Below are 18,214 nucleotides of genomic sequence, written 5' to 3'. Positions count from 1 at the left end.
AGAGCGAGGGAGAGAGCCGATGACGTCAGACAGCCCCAATCACAGCCTGCAAACATCCCGGACCCCCGTGGGCACGACGCCGGGATACATGCCGGGCTTCGGCAACGATTTCGAGACGGAGGCCCTGCCAGGTGCCCTGCCACAGGGGATGAATTCGCCTCAAAAGGTGAATTATGGCCTCTACGGAGAGCAGCTCTCGGGCACCGCCTTCACCGCGCCCACCCACCAGAACGAGCGCACCTGGTGCTATCGCATCCGCCCGTCGGTCAAGCACACCCACCGGTTCCAAAGGATCGACCTGCCGTATTGGAAATCTGCCCCGCATGTGGACCCGGATGTCATCTCGCTCGGGCAGTATCGCTGGGATCCGGTGCCCCATGCGGACGCGGCGCTGACCTGGCTGACGGGGATGCGCACGATGACGACGGCGGGGGATGTGAACACCCAGGTGGGCATGGCGGCGCATGTCTATCTGGTGACCGAAAGCATGGTCGACGCCTATTTCTACTCTGCCGACAGCGAACTGCTGGTCGTTCCGCAGGAAGGGCGGCTGCGGTTCTGCACCGAACTGGGCGTCATCGACCTGGAGCCGCAGGAAATCGCCATCCTGCCGCGCGGCCTCGTCTACCGGGTCGAGGTGCTGGAGGGGCCGGCCCGTGGTTTTGTCTGCGAGAACTATGGCCAGAAATTCGATCTGCCCGGGCGCGGCCCGATCGGGGCCAACTGCATGGCGAACCGCCGCGACTTCAAGACGCCTGTGGCCGCCTTCGAAGATCGCGACGTCCCCAGCACCGTCACGGTCAAATGGGCGGGTCAGTTTCATGAGACGCGGATCGGGCATTCGCCGCTGGATGTGGTGGCCTGGCATGGCAACTATGCGCCGGTGAAATACGACCTGCGCACCTATTGTCCGGTCGGCGCGATCCTGTTCGACCACCCGGATCCGTCCATCTTTACCGTGCTGACCGCACCGTCGGGCGTCGAGGGCACGGCCAATATCGACTTCGTATTGTTCCGGGACCGCTGGATGGTGGCCGAGGACACCTTTCGCCCGCCCTGGTACCACAAGAACGTCATGTCCGAACTGATGGGCAACATCCACGGCATCTATGATGCCAAGCCAAAGGGGTTCATCCCTGGCGGGCTTTCGCTGCACAACATGATGCTGCCGCACGGGCCGGACAAGACGGCCTTCGAGGGGGCGTCCAACGCCGAGCTTGGGCCCGAAAAACTGTCCGACACGATGTCCTTCATGTTCGAAACCCGCTTCCCGCAGCATCTGACCCGCTTCGCCGCGCAGGAGGCCCCGCTTCAGGACGACTACATCGACTGCTGGGCCGATCTGGAGAAGAAGTTCGACGGCACGCCGGGGAAGAAATGAGGCTCTATTCCTACTGGCGCTCCTCCACCGCTTATCGGGTGCGGATCGCGCTGGCGTTGAAAGGGATCGACGCAGAGGTGGTGCCCGTCGATCTGCTTGCCGGACAGCAGGCGTCGGATGCCTATGCGGCGCTGAACCCGATCAAGGCCGTGCCGACCCTGGTGACCGACGCGGGCGACGTGCTGACGCAGTCGATGGCGATCCTGGACTATATGGATCAGATCGTGCCGGAACCGCCCCTGTTGCCCCGGGATGACGCTGTGCGTCGGGCACGGGTTCTTGCGGCGGCCATGGTCTTGGCCACCGACGTGCATCCGGTGAACAACCTGAAGGTGCTTCGACGGCTTCAGAGTTTGACAGGCGAAGACGCGGGCCTGCCTTGGGTGCGTCACTGGCTGACCGAGGGGCTCGCGGCCTTTGCGGCCCTGATCGACCCCGATACTCCGTTCTGCTTTGGCGACACGCCCGATCTGGCGGACATTTGCCTGACCGCCCAGCTTTACAACGCGCACCGCTGGGGCGTGGACCTGGCACCCTTTGCCCGGCTGGCCGAGATCGAGGCGCGGTGCCTTGCCCTGCCTGCCTTTGACGCGGCCCGACCGGAAAACCAGAAAGACGCTTCTCGATGACCTTGCTTCGCTCCTGGGTGGTCTCGGCCAATTCCGCCGAGACGCCATTTCCGCTCAACAACCTGCCATGCGGCGTGGTTTCCACCGCCACTTTGGCCCCGCGCTGCGCGGTGGCGATCGGGGATCAGGCGCTGGATCTATGCGGGGCCGAGGCGGCGGGACTGCTGGGCACCAGGGGTGTCTTTGCCGCGCCGGGCTGGAACGCGCACATGGCGTCCGGACACGCCGCCTGGGCGGTCCTGCGCGCGCGCCTGACCGAGTTGTTGTCCGAAGGCAGCGACAGGCAGGCGCAGCTGACCCCCCATCTGATCCCACTGACCGATGCGCGGCTGCACCTGCCGTTCGATGTCACCGAATACACGGATTTCTACGCCAGCCGGCATCACGCCACCAATGTCGGCACCATGTTCCGGGGGGCCGAGAACGCCCTGCCGCCAAACTGGCTGCATATTCCCATCGGCTACAACGGACGGGCGTCTTCGGTGGTGGTGTCCGGCACGCCGGTCCGGCGTCCCTGGGGACAGCTGAAGGGGCCAGATGACGCCGCCCCGCGCCTTGCGCCGTCTCAGCGGTTCGATATCGAGCTGGAGCTGGGTGCCGTCGTCGGAACGCCCTCGGATGGTCCGCTGACGGTGGCGGAGGCAGAGGCGAATATCTTTGGCTACGTTCTGCTGAACGACTGGTCGGCGCGGGACATTCAGGCCTGGGAATACCAGCCGCTCGGCCCGTTCCAATCCAAGGCCACGGCGACGACGATCAGTCCCTGGATCGTGACCGCCGCAGCGCTCGCCCCATTCCGCCGCCCGCTGCCCGCGCGCGAGGTGCCGCTGCTGCCGCATTTGGCCAGTGACGCGCCCTTGCTCTATGACATCGACCTGACGGTTGGTCTGACGCCCCAGGGCGGCACCGAGACGGTCATCGCCCGCACCAACTACGACACGATGTATTATGCGGCGGCACAGCAACTGGCGCATCATGCCAGTTCCGGCTGTCCGATGCGGGTCGGGGACCTGCTGGGGTCGGGGACGATTTCGGGGCCGGGGCAGGGGGCGCGCGGATCCCTTCTGGAATTGTCATGGGGCGGCAAGACGCCGATCCAACTGACCTGCGGGGCAGAAAGGGCGTTTCTGGACGATGGCGATACCGTCGTGCTGCGCGGCGATGCCTGGGGTCAGGGCGTGCGGATCGGATTTGGTGCCTGCGCGGGACAGCTGCTGCCTGCCTTGCCGGACCCCTTTGGGCGGGATGCGGCGAGCGCTTAATAATTCGGCAGATGCCACCGGCTCTGCCGCCGGTTTGACCACCGACGCGTAGCGGGGCCTGTGCGTGCGCGCCGCATCTGGCCTGCCCCGACCGGAGGGATAGGCAGGCCTCATGCAAAACAGCCTGTGCATTCTTGTGGTGGAAGCCGACGCCGACAAGGCGCGCCAGATCATCGACGCCCTCTGCGAAGCAGGGATGACCGATGTCCATGCCCTGGCCCATCCCGGCGGTCTGGAACGCGCGATCAAGCAGATCTCGCCGGATATCGTGCTGATCGACCTGGCGAACCCGGATCGCGACACGCTGGAACATCTCAGCCTGGTTTCGGACCCCAAGGCGCGGGCCGTCGCCATGTTCGTGGACCAGACCGACGATGAGCTGACGCGGGCCGCCCTGAACGCAGGCGTCAGCGCCTATGTTGTGGACGGGCTGAAAATGAACCGGATCAAGCCGGTGCTGGAAACGGCCATCGCCCGGTTCCAGCTGATGAGACAGATGCAGTCGGAGCTGGACGCCGCCAAGCGGGCGCTGCACGACCGCAAGACCATCGACCGCGCCAAGGGTATCCTGATGCGGCAGCGGGGCTGTTCGGAGGAGGAGGCTTATGGCCTGCTGCGCAAGACCGCGATGGATCAGGGTCGCAAGGTGATCGACGTGGCGCAGGCGCTGGTGACTGCGGCGGATCTGCTGTCATGACCGGGCAGGTGCTGAATATCGGCTATGTGCCGCTCGTGGATTGCGCACCGCTGGTCATCGCACGGGAACTTGGGTTCGCCGCCGAGGAAGGCCTGTCGCTGTCGTTGATGCCGCAACCGTCCTGGTCGGCGCTGCGCGACATGTTGGTGCTGGGCCATCTGGATGCGGCGCAGATGCTGTCGCCGATGCCGGTGGCCATGTCGATGGGGCTGGGCGGTCTGTCGGCGCAGGTTGATGCGCTGATGGTGCTGGCGGTGAACGGGACGGTGTTCGGCGTTTCCCGCGCGCTGGCTGCGCGGATGCGGGACCGGGGCGCGGTCTTTGGCGACGTCTCGGCGGTGGCCTCTGCCCTGGCCCCCGAGGCACGGGTGCGGATCGGTGTGCCGTTTCCCTATTCCATGCACCGGCTGTTGCTGGATTATTTCCTGGAACGCGCGCCCGCGTTGCAGGGCGCGGCGATAGAGGTCGTGACCGTGCCGCCCCGGCGGATGGCTGACGCGATGGAGCGGGGCGAGCTGGACGCCCTGTGGGTCGGTGAACCCTGGGGATCGGACGCCGTCCTTCGCGGCGTGGCAGAGCTGTGGCTGCCGGGCCAGGCGATCTGGGCCTTTTCACCGGAAAAGGTGCTGGCCATGCGCCATGACCGCATTCAGGCCGCGCCGGGGACGACGCGGGCCTTGATGCGCGCGGTCTACCACGCTTGTCGTTGGCTGGATGCGCCCCGCAACAAGCCGCTGGCGATCGAGATCCTGGCGCGCAGCGAACATCTGGACCTGTCGGATCAGACCATCGACCCCGCGATCACCGGCCGATTGACGCCAGCGCAGGGGGCTTCGCCGGTGGAGGTGCCTCAGTTCCAGCTGTTCCACCGTCATACCGCCAATTTTCCCTGGCGGTCCCAGGCCAATTGGATCGCCGAGCGGCTGGGTGCGGACGCAGAGGCGCGAGCCTTGGCGCGGGCCTCGTTCCGGTCGGACCTCTACCGGGAGGTGCTGGGACCGCTGGGCGCGGATTTGCCGGGGGCTTCCGAAAAGATCGAGGGCGCGATGCGCCACGCGACGGCTGTCGCCTCGACCAAGGGGCACATGATTCTGGGGCCGGATGCTTTCTTTGATGGCGAAACCTTCGATCCGACCCCCGAAAGCTGATTATTATTTGGGCGGATCATGTCTGCGCCCCGAATTCATGCTGCGTGGCGGCATTTCGCATTGAGGTCCCGCGCCGGGTCGCACACCATCAACGCAAGGGCACAGACGCCCCGACAGACTTCCGACACCGACGCTGGTGTTGCAACTCACCCAGAGCAAAGCCGCTCGTTCAGACCACGGACCCTCCCTCCCGTGGATCAGAACGCGCGGCTTTTTTTGTTTGCCGGTTTTCCTTCCGGCCCCACTCAGAGGATCTGATGATGACGAAACTTACGGCCCTTGCGCTGGCCTCCACCTGCCTGTTCACGCTTCCGGCCTCGGCCTACCTGGAGCTGGAAAAGGACGAGTTGACCTTCGGCTTCATCAAGCTGACCGACATGGCCCCTCTGGCCGTTGCCTATGAGCAGGGCTATTTCGAGGACGAAGGCCTGTTCGTCACCCTGGAGGCGCAGGCCAACTGGAAGGTCCTGCTGGACGGCGTCATCGGCGGGCAGCTGGACGGCGCGCACATGCTGGCCGGTCAGCCGCTGGCGGCAACCATCGGCTACGGCACCGAGGCGCATATCATCACGCCATTCTCGATGGACCTGAACGGCAACGGCATCACCGTGTCCAACGAGATCTGGGAACAGATGAAGCCGAACATCCCCACCATGGAAGACGGTCGCCCCCAGCATCCGATCAGCGCCGCGGCCCTGGCCCCGGTGGTCGAGGATTACAAGGATCAGGGCATTCCGTTCAACATGGGCATGGTCTTCCCCGTGTCGACCCACAACTACGAGCTGCGCTACTGGCTGGCCGCCGGTGGGTTGGAGCCGGGGTATTATTCGCCCGACGACGTGTCCGGCCAGATCGGGGCCGACGTCTTCCTGTCGGTGACCCCCCCGCCGCAGATGCCCGCCACGATGGAGGCCGGCACGATCTTTGGCTACTGCGTGGGCGAGCCGTGGAACCAGCAGGCCGTGTTCAAGGGCATCGGCGTGCCGGTCATCACCGACTACCAGCTGTGGAAGAACAACCCGGAGAAGGTCTTTGGCATCAACGCCGCCTTTGCCGAAGAAAACCCGAACACCACGCTGGCCGTGACCAAGGCGCTGATCCGCGCGGCGATGTGGCTGGACGAGAACGACAACGCCAACCGCGAAGAAGCGGTCGAGATCCTGTCGCGGTCTGAATACGTCGGCGCCGACTACGACGTCATCGCCAACTCCATGACCGGCACCTTCGAGTTCGAGAAGGGCGACGTCCGCGAGATCCCCGACTTCAACGTCTTCTTCCGCTACAACGCGACCTATCCCTTCTATTCCGACGCGATCTGGTACCTGACCCAGATGCGCCGCTGGGGCCAGATCGCAGAGCCGCAGACCGACGAGTGGTTCATCGAGACCGCCAAGGAAGTCTACAAGCCCGCCATCTACCTGGAGGCCGCGCGCCTGCTGGTCGACGAAGGCCTGGCCGATGAGGCCGATTTCCCCTGGGACAGCGACGGCTTCAAGGCACCGACCCCGTCCGAGGACATCATCGACGGCATCGCCTACGACGGCCGGGCGCCGAACGCCTATCTCGACAGCCTGCCGATCGGCCTGAAGGGCCAGCAGATCGTCGTCGGCTCCGAGATCCAGGGCTGATCCCTGTCGGGCGGAGCGACGCTCGCTCCTGACGGAGCGTCGCCCCGCCCACCCTCCCGCAACTTCTATCCGTAGCGAGACCCCTATGACCGCGATCGACCCCGATACCCTCTCCCGCGAAGAGCGGCGCGCGCGCCTCTTCACCCGCATCAACAAGGCCGACGGTTGGTTTCAGGTCCTCGGCCTGGCGTGGATGACCCCGGTGCTGAAGGCGCTGGCCGGTGACAATCCGAAGGCGCAATTGAAGGACATCTGGCAGTTGCTGGGCGTGCCGCTGCTGGCCATCGGGCTGTTTCTGATCGCCTGGGGGGCGCTGGCCCCCAAGGTTCAAACCTCGTTGGGTGCCGTGCCCGGTCCGGCCGAAGTCTGGGAGCAGGTCGGAAACCTGCACGCCGATGCGGTCCGCGAAGGCGAGAAGGAAGAAGCGTTTTACGCGCGTCAGGACACCCGCAACGCCAAGTTCATCGCCGACGGTCAGCCCGAACGCGTGAAAGAACGCGCCTATACCGGCAAGCCGACCTATTACGATCAGATTGGCACTTCGATCGTCACCGTCTTCTTTGGCTTCCTGATCGCCTCGGTCGTGGCCATTCCGCTGGGTATTGCCGCGGGTCTGTCGAAGACGGCCAATGCCGCGCTGAACCCGCTCATACAGATCTTCAAGCCGGTGTCGCCGCTGGCCTGGTTGCCGATCGTGACGATGATCGTCTCGGCGGTCTATGCCACCAACGACGGATTGTTTTCCAAGTCCTTTCTGATCTCGGCCATCACAGTCACGCTGTGTTCGCTGTGGCCGACGTTGATCAACACGGCGCTGGGCGTCGCCTCCATCGACAAGGACCTGGTGTCGGTCAGCCGTGTGCTGAAGATGGGGACCTGGACCAAGATCACCAAGCTGGTGCTGCCCTCGGCCCTGCCGCTGATCTTTACCGGGCTGCGGCTTTCGCTGGGCGTGGGCTGGATGGTTCTGATCGCGGCAGAAATGTTGGCGCAGAACCCGGGCCTGGGCAAATTCGTCTGGGATGAGTTCCAGAATGGATCGTCGCAGTCGCTGGCCAAGATCATGGTGGCGGTGTTCACCATCGGGATCATCGGCTTTCTGCTGGATCGGGTGATGTTCGCGCTCCAGTCGATGTTCACCTTCTCGAACAACCGGTGAGCGATATGGGCGTGATTGAATTCGACAACGTGAGCCAGAGCTTCGGCGAAGGCACGCAAAAGGTCGACGTACTCAACAACATCAGCCTCAGCGTGGAAGAGGGGGAATTCCTTGTGCTGCTGGGGTTTTCCGGCACCGGCAAGACGACGCTGATCAACCTGATGGCCGGGCTGGAAAGCCCCACAAGCGGTGCGGTCACCTTCAAGGGTGTCCCGATCACAGGGCCGGGGCCGGAACGGGGCGTGATCTTTCAGAGCTATTCCCTGATGCCTTGGCTGACGGTGTCCGGCAATGTGGCGCTGGCGGTGGACACGATGTTCCCCGGCCTGTCCAAGGCCGAGCGGGCCGAGAAGGTCGCGCATTATGTCGGCATGGTGGGCCTGAGCCACGCCGCCACGCGCCGCCCGGCGGAACTGTCCGGTGGGATGCGGCAGCGGGTGAACGTGGCCCGCGCGTTGGCCATGAACCCCGAAGTCCTGCTGCTGGATGAGCCGCTGAGCGCGCTGGACGCGTTGACGCGGGCGAACCTGGCCGACGAGATCGAGGGGATCTGGGACGCGGACAAGAAGACCTGCGTTCTGATCACCAATGACGTGGATGAGGCGATCATCCTGGCCGACCGGATCATCGCGCTGAACCCCGACGGGACCCTGGGCCAGGAATTCCGCGTGACCCTGCCGCGTCCCCGCGACCGGATGGAGATGAACCACAACGAGACCTTCAAGACGCTGCGCGCCCAGGTCACCAATTACCTGATGGATGTAGGTATCGCGGCCAAGGTCGAAGAGACGCGCCAACTGCCGGATGTGACCCCGATCCACGGCGTTGCCACCGATCTGCCCGCCGTCGTCGCCGAGGCGCAGGAAGGCTTGATCGAGAACCGGTTCCTGGACTTCAGCCAGCTGCACAAGGTCTATCCGACGCCCAAGGGCCCGCTGACCGTGGTCGAGGACTTCGACCTGAAGATCAATCGGGGCGAATTCATCTCTCTGATCGGGCATTCGGGCTGCGGCAAGTCAACGGTTCTGACCATGGCCGCCGGGCTCAACGAGATTTCCAAGGGGGCGATCAAGCTGGACGGGCGCCACGTCGAAGGCGCCGACCCGGAACGCGCCGTCGTGTTCCAGTCGCCGAACCTGTTCCCCTGGCTCACCGCCAAGGAGAATGTCGCGATCGGTGTCGACAAGGTCTATCCCCGCGCGTCCCAGGCGGAACGGCAGGATGTCGTCGAATACTACCTGGAACGGGTGGGCCTGGCCGACAGCATGGACAAGGGCGCGGCCAGCCTGTCGAACGGCATGAAACAGCGGGTCGGGATCGCGCGGGCCTTTGCCCTGTCGCCCAAGCTGCTGCTGCTGGATGAACCGTTCGGGATGCTCGACAGCCTGACGCGCTGGGAACTGCAGGAAGTCCTGATGGAGGTCTGGTCACGCACCAAGGTGACCGCGATCTGCGTGACCCACGACGTCGACGAAGCGATCCTGCTGGCCGACCGGGTGGTCATGATGACCAACGGACCACAGGCCACCATCGGCAAGATCGTCGATGTCGACCTGCCGCGCCCGCGCACCCGCAAGGCCCTGCTGGAGCATCCTGACTATTACAAGTACCGGCAGGATGTGCTCGATTTCCTTGAGGAATACGAGCACGGGGCAAAGCCAAAACCGAAACCCGCGGCAATCGCGGCGGAGTGACGGATATGGCATTGATCTTAACGGATACGAAAGCCTCTGCCGCTAGGGGGGGCCTGTGGACCAAGACGGCGGTACGGGATGGCGGACAGGATTTTGACCGACGGACAGGGGCAGGTGTTGCTGCGCACGCTCGGGCCGCTGTCGCGTCACGCGACACGGGTGGCGCAGGACTTCTACCTGCGTCTCTTCGCCGCCCATCCAGAGGTACGATCCCTGTTCCCGCGCGACATGGCGGACCAGGAACGCAAGTTGATGGACACGCTGCTGGTGCTGGTCAGTTCGGCCATGGACGCCCGCAAGCTGGACGGCGTGTTGCGCGATCTCGCGCGGCGGCACGTGTCCTTTGGGGCGCAGGCGGACCACTACCCGATCGTCACACGGCTGCTGCTCGACACGCTGGAAGACTGGGATTCGGGCGCGTTCACGGGCGCGGAACTGTCGGCCTGGTCGACGCTGCTGTCCCATGTGGCGTCCGTCATGATGGACGAAACGCGGACCGTCACGGCCTAGTCGCCCACAACTGGACCGGGGGGCAGCGATGACCCCCGACCAGATCACCCTCGTACAGGATAGTTTCGCCAAGGTTGCGCCCATCAAGGACGCCGCCGCCGCGATTTTCTATGCCCGGCTTTTCGACATCGCGCCCGAGGTGCGGCCGCTCTTCAAGGGCGACATGACGGAGCAGGGGGCCAAGTTGATGGCCACGCTGTCGGTCGTGGTGAACGGCTTGCGCGACCTCGGGCCGATCGTGCCCGTCGCGCAAAAGCTGGCGCGCCAGCATGTCGCCTACGGGGTGCGCGCCGAACACTATCAACCGGTTGGGGCGGCGCTGATCTACGCGCTGTCGCAGGGCCTGGAGGATGACTTCACCGACGACGTGAAGCAGGCCTGGCTCACCGCTTACGGAACCCTTTCGGCGGTGATGATCGACGCCGCCTACGGCACGAAAGAGGCCACATCATGAAACAGAAGCTGATTGTCATCGGGGCCGGGATGGCCTCTGGCCGGGTGCTCGAACACCTGGTGGAACAGGCCCCCGAGGCCTACGACATCACCCTTTTCAACGGCGAGCCGCGCGGCAATTACAACCGCATCATGCTCTCGCCCGTCCTGTCCGGCGACAAGACCTATGATGAGATCGTCACCCATGACGACGCCTGGTATGCCGACCACGGCATCACCTGTCGGTTCGGCGAACGGGTGGCGGGCATCGACCGCGCCGCCAGGACCGTGACCGCACCGGGTGGCGAGGTGCTGTCCTATGACAAGCTGCTGCTGGGCACCGGATCCAACCCCTTCATCATTCCGCTGCCGGGCCATGACCTGCAGGGCGTGATCGCCTACCGCGACCTGGAAGACACCGAACGGATGATGACCATGGACGCGGGCAAGCGCGTCGTGGTTATCGGTGGCGGTCTGCTGGGGCTGGAGGCGGCGGCCGGCATGGCCGCACGCGGGGCCGAGGTCACCGTGGTGCACATCATGGGTCACTTGATGGAACGGCAGCTGGACGAAAGCGCCGGCTTCCTTCTGCGCCGCGCGTTGGAGGACAAAGGCATCACGGTTCGCTGTCAGGCCAACTCCAAACAGATCCTGGGTCAGGACGGCCATGTCCGTGCACTGCAGCTGGACGACGGCACCGAATTGCCCTGTGACCTGCTGGTCATGGCCGTGGGCATCCGCCCGAACGTGGCGCTGGGGGCCGACGCCGGGCTGGCCGTGGGGCGCGGCATCCATGTCGACGATCAGATGGTGACGTCGGACCCGGACGTGTTGGCCGTGGGCGAGTGTGTCGAGCACGACGGCGCGGTCTTCGGCCTCGTCGCGCCGCTTTATGATCAGGCCAAGGTGGCCGCCGCGACCCTGCTGGGGCAGCAGGCCGCCTTCGTACAGAAGGAACTGTCGACCAAGCTCAAGGTTACCGGCTGCGACCTGTTTTCGGCCGGTGACTTCGCCGAGGGCGAGGGCCGCGAAGACATCGTCTTCCGCGACCCGGCGCGCGGGGTGTATCGCCGTCTGGTGATCGAGAAAGACGTGATTGTCGGCGCGGTGATGTATGGCGACACGGCGGACAGCAACTGGTTCTTTGGCCTGATCCGCGACAAGACCGACATCGCCGAGATGCGCGACACAGTCATCTTTGGGCCGGCCTTTCAGGGGGGTGCCCCCCTGGACCCTATGGCGGCCGTTGCAGCCTTACCGCGTGACGCGGAGATCTGTGGCTGTAACGGCGTCTGCAAGGGACAGATCGAGGATGCGATTCTGGGCGGGGCCACCGACCTGGGGGGCGTGCGCGCCGTGACCAAGGCCAGCGGGTCCTGCGGGACCTGCACGGGGCTGGTGGAACAGGTGCTGGCGGTGACGCTGGGCGATGAGTTTGTCATCCCGGCGGCGCAGGGAATCTGCGGCTGCTGCGACATGACGCACGAAGACGTGCGCCGCATGATCAAATCGCAGCGCCTGACCTCGATGCCCGCTGTCTGGCAGGCCTGCGACTGGAAGACGCCCGATGGCTGTCACGTCTGCCGCCCGGCGCTGAACTACTACCTGCTGGCCGATTGGCCGCTGGAGTATGCCGACGATCCGCAAAGCCGGTTCATCAACGAACGCAAGCACGCCAACATTCAGAAGGACGGGACTTTTTCGGTCGTCCCGCGCATGTGGGGCGGCATCACCACGCCCGACGAATTGCGCGCGATTGCAGACGCGGCCGACAAATATGCCGTCCCGACCGTCAAGGTCACCGGCGGTCAGCGCATCGACCTGCTGGGGGTCAAGGGCGAGGATCTGCCCGCGATCTGGAAGGATCTGAACGACGCGGGCATGGTGTCCGGCTATGCCTATTCCAAGGGTCTGCGCACGGTGAAAACCTGCGTCGGCACCGACCATTGCCGGTTTGGAACGCAGGATTCGACGGGGCTGGGGATCAAGCTGGAAAAGATCCTCCACGGGGCCTGGACGCCGCACAAGCTGAAGCTGGCGGTGTCCGGCTGCCCCCGCAACTGCGCCGAGGCGACCTGCAAGGACATCGGCGTGGTCTGCGTCGACAGCGGCTTTCAGGTCAGCATCGGTGGCGCGGCGGGCATGGATGTGAAGGAGACGGAGCTACTGATCTCGGTTCCCACCGAGCAGGAGGCGATCGACGTCATCCGCGCGGTCACGCAGCTTTACCGCGAAAACGCGCGCTACCTGCACCGGATCTACAAGTGGATGGCCCTTGTCGGGCTTGATTGGATCAAGGAGCGGATCGAAGATCCGACCGAGCGGGCCGCCCTTATCGAGCGGTTCGAGGTCAGCCAGTCGATCTATCGCCACGACCCCTGGGCCGAACATGTCACCAAACAGGCCGACACCTACCAACCCCTTGCCAACCTGTCGCTGGAGGCCGCCGAATGAGCACCTGGATCGACGTAAGCGCCCTGGACGCCATCCCCCGCCGGGGCGCGCGGGTGGTCAAGACCGCGCTGGGCTGCGTGGCCGTGTTCCGCACCGCCGAAGACAGCGTCCACGCCCTCGACAACCGCTGCCCGCACAAGGGCGGGCCGTTGGCCGAGGGGATCGTCCACGGGGCCTCGGTCACCTGTCCGCTGCACAACTGGGTGTTTTCGCTGGAAACCGGCCTGGCCCAGGGCGCGGACGAGGGGCGGGTCGCAACCTATCCCGCACGGGTCGAAGGCGGGCGCGTTCTGCTGGACGCGGCCTTCCTGCGCGGTCGGGTCGCCGCGGAATGACCGTGCGGACCACCTGTCCCTATTGCGGCGTCGGCTGCGGCGTCATCGCCCGGCCCGACGGGCAGGGGGGGGCCGCGATCAGCGGCGACGCGGATCACCCGGCCAATTTCGGCAGGCTGTGCAGCAAGGGATCGGCCCTCGGCGAGACCCTGGATCTCCAGGGTCGTCTTCTCGGCCCGCAGATCGGCGGGCGGCCCGCGGGATGGGACGCGGCGCTTGATCTGGTCGCGGACACATTCCGCGCAGCCATCGACGCCCATGGCCCCGACAGCGTTGCCTTCTACGTTTCGGGCCAGTTGCTGACCGAGGATTACTACGTCGCCAACAAGCTGATGAAAGGCTTCATCGGGTCCGCCAACATCGACACCAATTCGCGGCTTTGCATGGCCTCGTCGGTAGCGGGGCATAAACGCGCCTTCGGCTCGGATACGGTGCCGGGCACCTACGAGGACCTGGAGGAGGCGGATCTGATCGTCCTGGTCGGGTCAAACCTGGCCTGGTGCCATCCGGTCCTGCATCAGCGGATCGCGGCGGCCAAGGCCACCCGACCCGGCTTGCGGGTCATCAATGTCGATCCGCGCCGCACGGCAACCACGGACCTGGCCGATACCCATCTGCAGATCGTGCCCGACGGGGATGTGGCACTGTTCAACGGGCTGCTGGCGCATCTTGCGGATACCGGGGCGGTCAACGCAGCTTACGTCGACGCGCATGTGACCGGGGTCGAGGCCGCCATCGCCGCCGCCCGCGCCACGACGCCCGCAGACAGTGGGCTGACGGCGGGCGAGATTGCGGCCTTCTACCGTGCCTGGTCGGGAACGGCCAAGGTGGTGACCGTCTACAGTCAGGGCGTGAACCAATCCGCCACTGGCACCGACAAGGTCAACGCCATCCTCAATTGTCACCTGGCCACGGGGCGGATCGGCACGCCCGGATGCGGGCCGTTCTCGGTCACCGGTCAGCCGAACGCCATGGGCGGGCGCGAAGTGGGCGGGCTGGCGAACATGCTGGCCAATCATCTGGATCTGGAAAACACCGCGCACAGGCAGGCAGTGCAGGGATTCTGGGCCGCGCCCAGCGTTGCGGACAAGCCGGGCCTGAAGGCCGTGGACCTGTTCGAGGCCTGCGCCGAGGGGCGTATCAAGGCGCTCTGGGTGATGTCGACAAACCCGGCCGTGTCGATGCCCGATGCGGCCCGCGTGGCCGATGCGATCCGGGCGGTGCCCTTTGTGGCCGTCTCTGATATCATGGAGCGGACCGATACCGGCGATCTGGCCGATGTGTTGTTGCCTGCGGCGGGATGGGGTGAAAAGGACGGCACCGTCACCAATTCGGAACGCCGGATATCGCGGCAACGCGCGTTCCTGCCGGCACCCGGCGACACCCGCCCGGATTGGAAAATCATCTGCGATGTGGCCGCGCGCATGGGCTGGGCCGAGGCCTTTGCCTTCGACAGCCCGGCGGAGGTCTTTGCCGAATACGTGGCGCTGTCCGCCGCCACGCGCGATTTCGGGTGTGATCTGGATCTGTCGGTGTTTGCCGATGTCGATTACGCCAACTTGCTGCCGACCCAGTGGCCCCGGAACGACAGCCGGTTCTTTGCGGACGGCGGGTTCTACCACGCCGATGGCCGCGCGCGGATGGTGCCGGTCGCAGCCCCCGCGCCGCTGACCGGGTTGCGTCTGAACACCGGTCGCAACCGGGATCAGTGGCATACGATGACGCGCACCGGAAAGGCACCGCGCCTGGGGGCGCACCTGGCCGAACCCTATCTGGAACTGCATCCGGTTGATGCGGATGCCCGCGACATCTCTCCCGGCGATCTGGTTCGGGTCACGGGGCGCGGCGCCTCGGTCGTGCTGCGCGCGCTGGTGACGGACCGGGTCGCCCCGGGACAGCCCTTTGCACCGATGCACTGGACCCGTCAGGTGACCTCTGGCGGGACGGTGAATGCGGTCACGGCCCCGGTGGTCGATCCGGTGTCCGGGCAACCCGCTTTGAAGGCGGCGCCGGTCGAGGTGGCGCGCTTTGCGGCCCGGTGGTTCGGCTTCGCCGTCTCCGATGCGCCACTGCAGCCGACCCACCCCTATGCCGCCGTCGCCCGCAGCCGCAGCGGCTGGCAGGTCGAACTGGCAGGCACGCGCACACCGCAGAATTGGGAGGCGGAGGCCCGCGCCACGCTGGGTCTGGATACGGGCGACGCGGCCTCGGTCATCGATCCGGTGACCGGCCAGGTCCGGGTCGCCATTTGCCAGGACGGGCGCATTCGCGCGTTGTTCTTTGCCGCGCCGACCCCGGTCGAAGTGGCGCGGGCCCATGCGGTCTCGCTCATCGGGTCGCCGGAGGCTCCGCTGACGGCACTGGCCGGGCGCGCGCCCGCGGACCGGCCCGATCCGGGCGCGACGGTTTGTGCCTGTTTCAACGTCGGGCGCAACACCCTGCTGACCGCCGTGGCCCAGGGCGCGGGCAGCGTGGAGGCGCTGGGGGCTGCGACCTGCGCCGGGACCAACTGCGGATCCTGCAAGCCGGAGCTTGCGGCCCTGATCGGGCAGGCCGTCCTGCCGGTGGCCGCCGAATGACCCTCGCGCCCTATGTCCGCATTGTCGCGCGCGGGCAGGGGCGTGCACGGCCGCTGACCTTGCCGGAGGCGCGCGCGGCGATGGGCCTGATCCTATCAGGACACGCCGCGCCAGAGGCGGTCGGTGCCCTGTTGATGGTCCTGCGCCTGCGCGGGGAGGTGCCCTGTGAAATTGCCGGGTTCACCGCGGCCCTTCGCGAAAGCGTCAGTGGAAACTTACCAAAGGCCGATCTGGATTGGCCCTGCTACGCCGCCGGGCGCACGCGGGGGGCACCCCTGTTCCTGCTCGCCGCCCGTCTGGTGGCGCAGGCCGGCTACCGCGTGTCGCTGCATGGCTGGAATTCGCACCAGGAGGCCGAGGCCGACCTGCGCGCGGCCCTGCCCCTGGCGGGGCCGGGGGTGCAGTACGCGCCGCTCGAAACCCTTTCGCCTGCGGCGTTCGATCTGCTGCGCCTGCGCGATACCTTCGGCTTGCGGTCCTGCATCAACACGGTGCTGCGCATGTGGAATCCCAGCAATGCGCCCGCGACGGTGCAGGGTGTCTTTCACCCCTCTTACCGATCCCTGCAGGCGCAGGCGGCGGCCTTGCTTGGCCAGCGTGACCTGATCGTCATCAAAGGCGGTGGCGGAGAGTTCGAGCGGCACCCGGCCAAGACCTGCACCCTGTTCGGTCTGCGCGACGGCACCCATATCGAGGTGCCCGCCGCGCCGATCCTCGACGATACCCGCCGTCTGCACGTGCCCGAGGCCGCGCCCGATCTGGCGGCGCTTTGGTCCGGGGCTGCGCGCGATGCCTTTGCCGAGGCGACGGTGACCGGGACGGCGGCGCTGGCGCTTTGGACCCTGAAGGCGGCGGCGACGATCCCCGAATGTGAAACCCTGGCGCGCGACCTCTGGGTGCGGCGCCACCAATCCGAAAGCCTGAGCGCATGAAGACCTTTCCGATGTTTCTGCAGATGGCCGGTCGCCGCGTCGTGGTGGTGGGTGGTGGCGAACAGGCCGCGCAGAAGACGCGCCTGATGCTGAAGACCGAGGCCCGGATCGACGTCCTGGCCCAGGCGTTGGAGCCGGAGTTGCAGGCCCTGGCCGAGGCGGGCCGCATCACCCACCGCGCGGGACCTGTTTCCCCCGCGGTCTTCGCGGATGCCGCACTGGTCTTTGTCGCCACCGGCTGTCCGGGGGCGGACGCGGCGGTGCATGCATTGGCCAAGGTGGCGGGGGCCACGGTCAACGTGGTGGATCAACCCGACCTTTGCGACGCGATCACGCCCTCGATCGTCGACCGCGCGCCCGTCGTCGTGGCCATCGGCACCGAGGGCACCGCCCCTGTCCTGGCCCGCCAGATCAAGACCCGGATGGAGCAATTGCTGGAGCCGCGCCTGGGCGATCTGGCGGCGCTGGCCGGGCGTCTGCGGGGGGTGGCGGCCCAACGGCTGGGCCCGCGCGACCGCCGCGACCTTTGGCGTTGGGTGTTCAACGACGCGCCGCGCGCCGTGCACGCGCGCGGGTCCGAACGCGAGGCCGCCCAGCTGATCAAGGATGCCATCGAGACCGGACATTTCGCCGAGGCGCAGGGCAGCGTCGCGCTGGTCGGGGCCGGACCCGGATCTGCCGATCTCATCACCCTGCGCGGGGTTCAACGCCTGCAAGAGGCGGATGTCATCTATTATGACCGCCTTGTCGACCCGGCGATCCTGGACCTGGCGCGCCGAGACGCCGAGCGGGTCTATGTCGGCAAGGCCCCCGGTTGCCACGCCTGGCCACAGGACCGGATCAGCGCGATGCTGGTCGCCGCCGCCCGCCGGGGCCAACGGGTCGTGCGCCTGAAATGTGGCGATCCCGGCATTTTCGGTCGCGCGGCCGAGGAATTGTCGGCGCTGCGCAGGGCCGACATTCCGGTGGAAATCGTGCCGGGCATCACCTCGGCTGCGGCAGCCTCGGCTGCGGCGGGCGAAGTGCTGACCGAACGAGGGGTGGTCGATACGCTGGTTCTGGCGACGGGCCATTCGCAGGTGGGGCCAGAGGTCCCGGACTGGATGGATCAGCTGCGTCCGGGCACGCGCGTCGCGCTCTATATGGCGGTCACGGCGGCGGCAGAGGTTTCGGCCCGCCTGATGAACAGCCAGCACCGGGACAGCATCGCGATCACGGTGGTCGCCAACGCGCAGCGCCCCGATCAGCAGGTGGTCACCTGCGGGCCCGCCGACCTGGCCGAAACACTGGACCGTCACGGCATCCGCAACACCGCCATCATCTTTGTCACGCTGGCGAAATCCGTGGCGGTACAGACGCTTCGCATCGCCTGAG

15 protein-coding genes are annotated in these 18,214 nt (G+C 66.2%); all 15 read left to right on the top strand.

Annotation, left to right across the window (positions count from 1 at the left end; all coding sequences use genetic code 11):
• The first annotated feature begins 19 nt into the window (after positions 1 to 19).
• The 15 genes from hmgA to cysG all read left to right on the top strand — a co-directional run bounded on the left by hmgA (position 20) and on the right by cysG (position 18,213).
• Positions 20 to 1,381 (top strand): homogentisate 1,2-dioxygenase, encoded by a 1,362-nt coding sequence (hmgA, locus tag K3551_RS16455; RefSeq protein WP_409197386.1) that lies wholly within the window; start codon positions 20 to 22, stop codon positions 1,379 to 1,381.
• Complete coding sequence (gene maiA, locus K3551_RS16450) at positions 1,378 to 2,010, top strand: maleylacetoacetate isomerase (RefSeq protein WP_259915752.1); 633 nt, start codon at positions 1,378 to 1,380, stop codon at positions 2,008 to 2,010. The genes hmgA and maiA overlap by 4 nt, the downstream gene beginning before the upstream one ends.
• Positions 2,007 to 3,272 carry a fumarylacetoacetase gene (fahA, locus tag K3551_RS16445; RefSeq protein ID WP_259915751.1) on the top strand — a complete coding sequence of 422 codons (1,266 nt, stop codon included), beginning with the start codon at positions 2,007 to 2,009 and terminating at the stop codon, positions 3,270 to 3,272. Before maiA ends, fahA begins: the two co-directional genes overlap by 4 nt.
• A 112-nt stretch (positions 3,273 to 3,384) precedes the next feature.
• Positions 3,385 to 3,969: an ANTAR domain-containing response regulator gene (locus tag K3551_RS16440; RefSeq protein WP_259915750.1), complete on the top strand. Its 585-nt coding sequence runs from the start codon at positions 3,385 to 3,387 to the stop codon at positions 3,967 to 3,969.
• Positions 3,966 to 5,117 (top strand): CmpA/NrtA family ABC transporter substrate-binding protein, encoded by a 1,152-nt coding sequence (locus K3551_RS16435; protein ID WP_259915749.1) that lies wholly within the window; start codon positions 3,966 to 3,968, stop codon positions 5,115 to 5,117. The genes K3551_RS16440 and K3551_RS16435 overlap by 4 nt, the downstream gene beginning before the upstream one ends.
• A 257-nt stretch (positions 5,118 to 5,374) precedes the next feature.
• Complete coding sequence (locus K3551_RS16430; RefSeq protein WP_409197385.1) at positions 5,375 to 6,745, top strand: CmpA/NrtA family ABC transporter substrate-binding protein; 1,371 nt, start codon at positions 5,375 to 5,377, stop codon at positions 6,743 to 6,745.
• An 85-nt stretch (positions 6,746 to 6,830) separates the two neighbouring features.
• Positions 6,831 to 7,904, top strand: a complete 1,074-nt coding sequence (locus K3551_RS16425) for an ABC transporter permease (protein ID WP_259915748.1) — start codon at positions 6,831 to 6,833, stop codon at positions 7,902 to 7,904.
• A gap of 5 nt (positions 7,905 to 7,909) precedes the next feature.
• The gene (locus K3551_RS16420; RefSeq protein ID WP_259915746.1) at positions 7,910 to 9,598 is read left to right on the top strand and encodes an ABC transporter ATP-binding protein; all 1,689 of its coding nucleotides are present in this window, start codon (positions 7,910 to 7,912) and stop codon (positions 9,596 to 9,598) included.
• Between the two features lie 93 nt (positions 9,599 to 9,691).
• Positions 9,692 to 10,108: a globin domain-containing protein gene (locus K3551_RS16415; protein ID WP_259915744.1), complete on the top strand. Its 417-nt coding sequence runs from the start codon at positions 9,692 to 9,694 to the stop codon at positions 10,106 to 10,108.
• Between the two features lie 28 nt (positions 10,109 to 10,136).
• Positions 10,137 to 10,562, top strand: coding sequence for a globin family protein (locus K3551_RS16410; RefSeq protein WP_259915743.1), 426 nt, complete (start codon positions 10,137 to 10,139; stop codon positions 10,560 to 10,562).
• Entirely contained in the window at positions 10,559 to 12,994 is a 2,436-nt protein-coding gene (gene nirB, locus K3551_RS16405) for a nitrite reductase large subunit NirB (RefSeq protein ID WP_259915742.1), read from the top strand. The genes K3551_RS16410 and nirB overlap by 4 nt, the downstream gene beginning before the upstream one ends.
• Positions 12,991 to 13,329, top strand: coding sequence for a nitrite reductase small subunit NirD (nirD, locus tag K3551_RS16400; RefSeq protein ID WP_259915740.1), 339 nt, complete (start codon positions 12,991 to 12,993; stop codon positions 13,327 to 13,329). The genes nirB and nirD overlap by 4 nt, the downstream gene beginning before the upstream one ends.
• A complete protein-coding gene (locus K3551_RS16395; RefSeq protein ID WP_259915739.1) occupies positions 13,326 to 15,908 on the top strand; it encodes a nitrate reductase in 2,583 nt (860 codons plus the stop codon). The genes nirD and K3551_RS16395 overlap by 4 nt, the downstream gene beginning before the upstream one ends.
• Entirely contained in the window at positions 15,905 to 16,840 is a 936-nt protein-coding gene (locus K3551_RS16390) for a glycosyl transferase family protein (RefSeq protein ID WP_259915737.1), read from the top strand. Before K3551_RS16395 ends, K3551_RS16390 begins: the two co-directional genes overlap by 4 nt.
• Positions 16,837 to 18,213, top strand: coding sequence for a siroheme synthase CysG (gene cysG, locus K3551_RS16385; RefSeq protein ID WP_259915735.1), 1,377 nt, complete (start codon positions 16,837 to 16,839; stop codon positions 18,211 to 18,213). Before K3551_RS16390 ends, cysG begins: the two co-directional genes overlap by 4 nt.
• The last annotated feature ends 1 nt before the right edge of the window (position 18,214 follow it).

This window comes from Jannaschia sp. M317, from assembly GCF_025141175.1.
GTDB lineage: Bacteria > Pseudomonadota > Alphaproteobacteria > Rhodobacterales > Rhodobacteraceae > Jannaschia.
Note: the sequence above shows the minus strand (reverse complement) of the source record. Positions and strands in the feature narration are given on the sequence as shown.

Excerpts from the sequence above, each read along its gene's own strand:
- hmgA (WP_409197386.1), top strand. The coding sequence starts at position 20 with ATGACGTCAGACAGCCCCAATCACAGCCTGCAAACATCCCGGACCCCC.
- maiA (WP_259915752.1), top strand. The coding sequence starts at position 1,378 with ATGAGGCTCTATTCCTACTGGCGCTCCTCCACCGCTTATCGGGTGCGG.
- fahA (WP_259915751.1), top strand. The coding sequence starts at position 2,007 with ATGACCTTGCTTCGCTCCTGGGTGGTCTCGGCCAATTCCGCCGAGACG.
- K3551_RS16440 (WP_259915750.1), top strand. The coding sequence starts at position 3,385 with ATGCAAAACAGCCTGTGCATTCTTGTGGTGGAAGCCGACGCCGACAAG.
- K3551_RS16435 (WP_259915749.1), top strand. The coding sequence starts at position 3,966 with ATGACCGGGCAGGTGCTGAATATCGGCTATGTGCCGCTCGTGGATTGC.
- K3551_RS16430 (WP_409197385.1), top strand. The coding sequence starts at position 5,375 with ATGATGACGAAACTTACGGCCCTTGCGCTGGCCTCCACCTGCCTGTTC.
- K3551_RS16425 (WP_259915748.1), top strand. The coding sequence starts at position 6,831 with ATGACCGCGATCGACCCCGATACCCTCTCCCGCGAAGAGCGGCGCGCG.
- K3551_RS16420 (WP_259915746.1), top strand. The coding sequence starts at position 7,910 with ATGGGCGTGATTGAATTCGACAACGTGAGCCAGAGCTTCGGCGAAGGC.
- K3551_RS16410 (WP_259915743.1), top strand. The coding sequence starts at position 10,137 with ATGACCCCCGACCAGATCACCCTCGTACAGGATAGTTTCGCCAAGGTT.
- nirB (WP_259915742.1), top strand. The coding sequence starts at position 10,559 with ATGAAACAGAAGCTGATTGTCATCGGGGCCGGGATGGCCTCTGGCCGG.
- nirD (WP_259915740.1), top strand. The coding sequence starts at position 12,991 with ATGAGCACCTGGATCGACGTAAGCGCCCTGGACGCCATCCCCCGCCGG.
- K3551_RS16395 (WP_259915739.1), top strand. The coding sequence starts at position 13,326 with ATGACCGTGCGGACCACCTGTCCCTATTGCGGCGTCGGCTGCGGCGTC.
- K3551_RS16390 (WP_259915737.1), top strand. The coding sequence starts at position 15,905 with ATGACCCTCGCGCCCTATGTCCGCATTGTCGCGCGCGGGCAGGGGCGT.
- cysG (WP_259915735.1), top strand. The coding sequence starts at position 16,837 with ATGAAGACCTTTCCGATGTTTCTGCAGATGGCCGGTCGCCGCGTCGTG.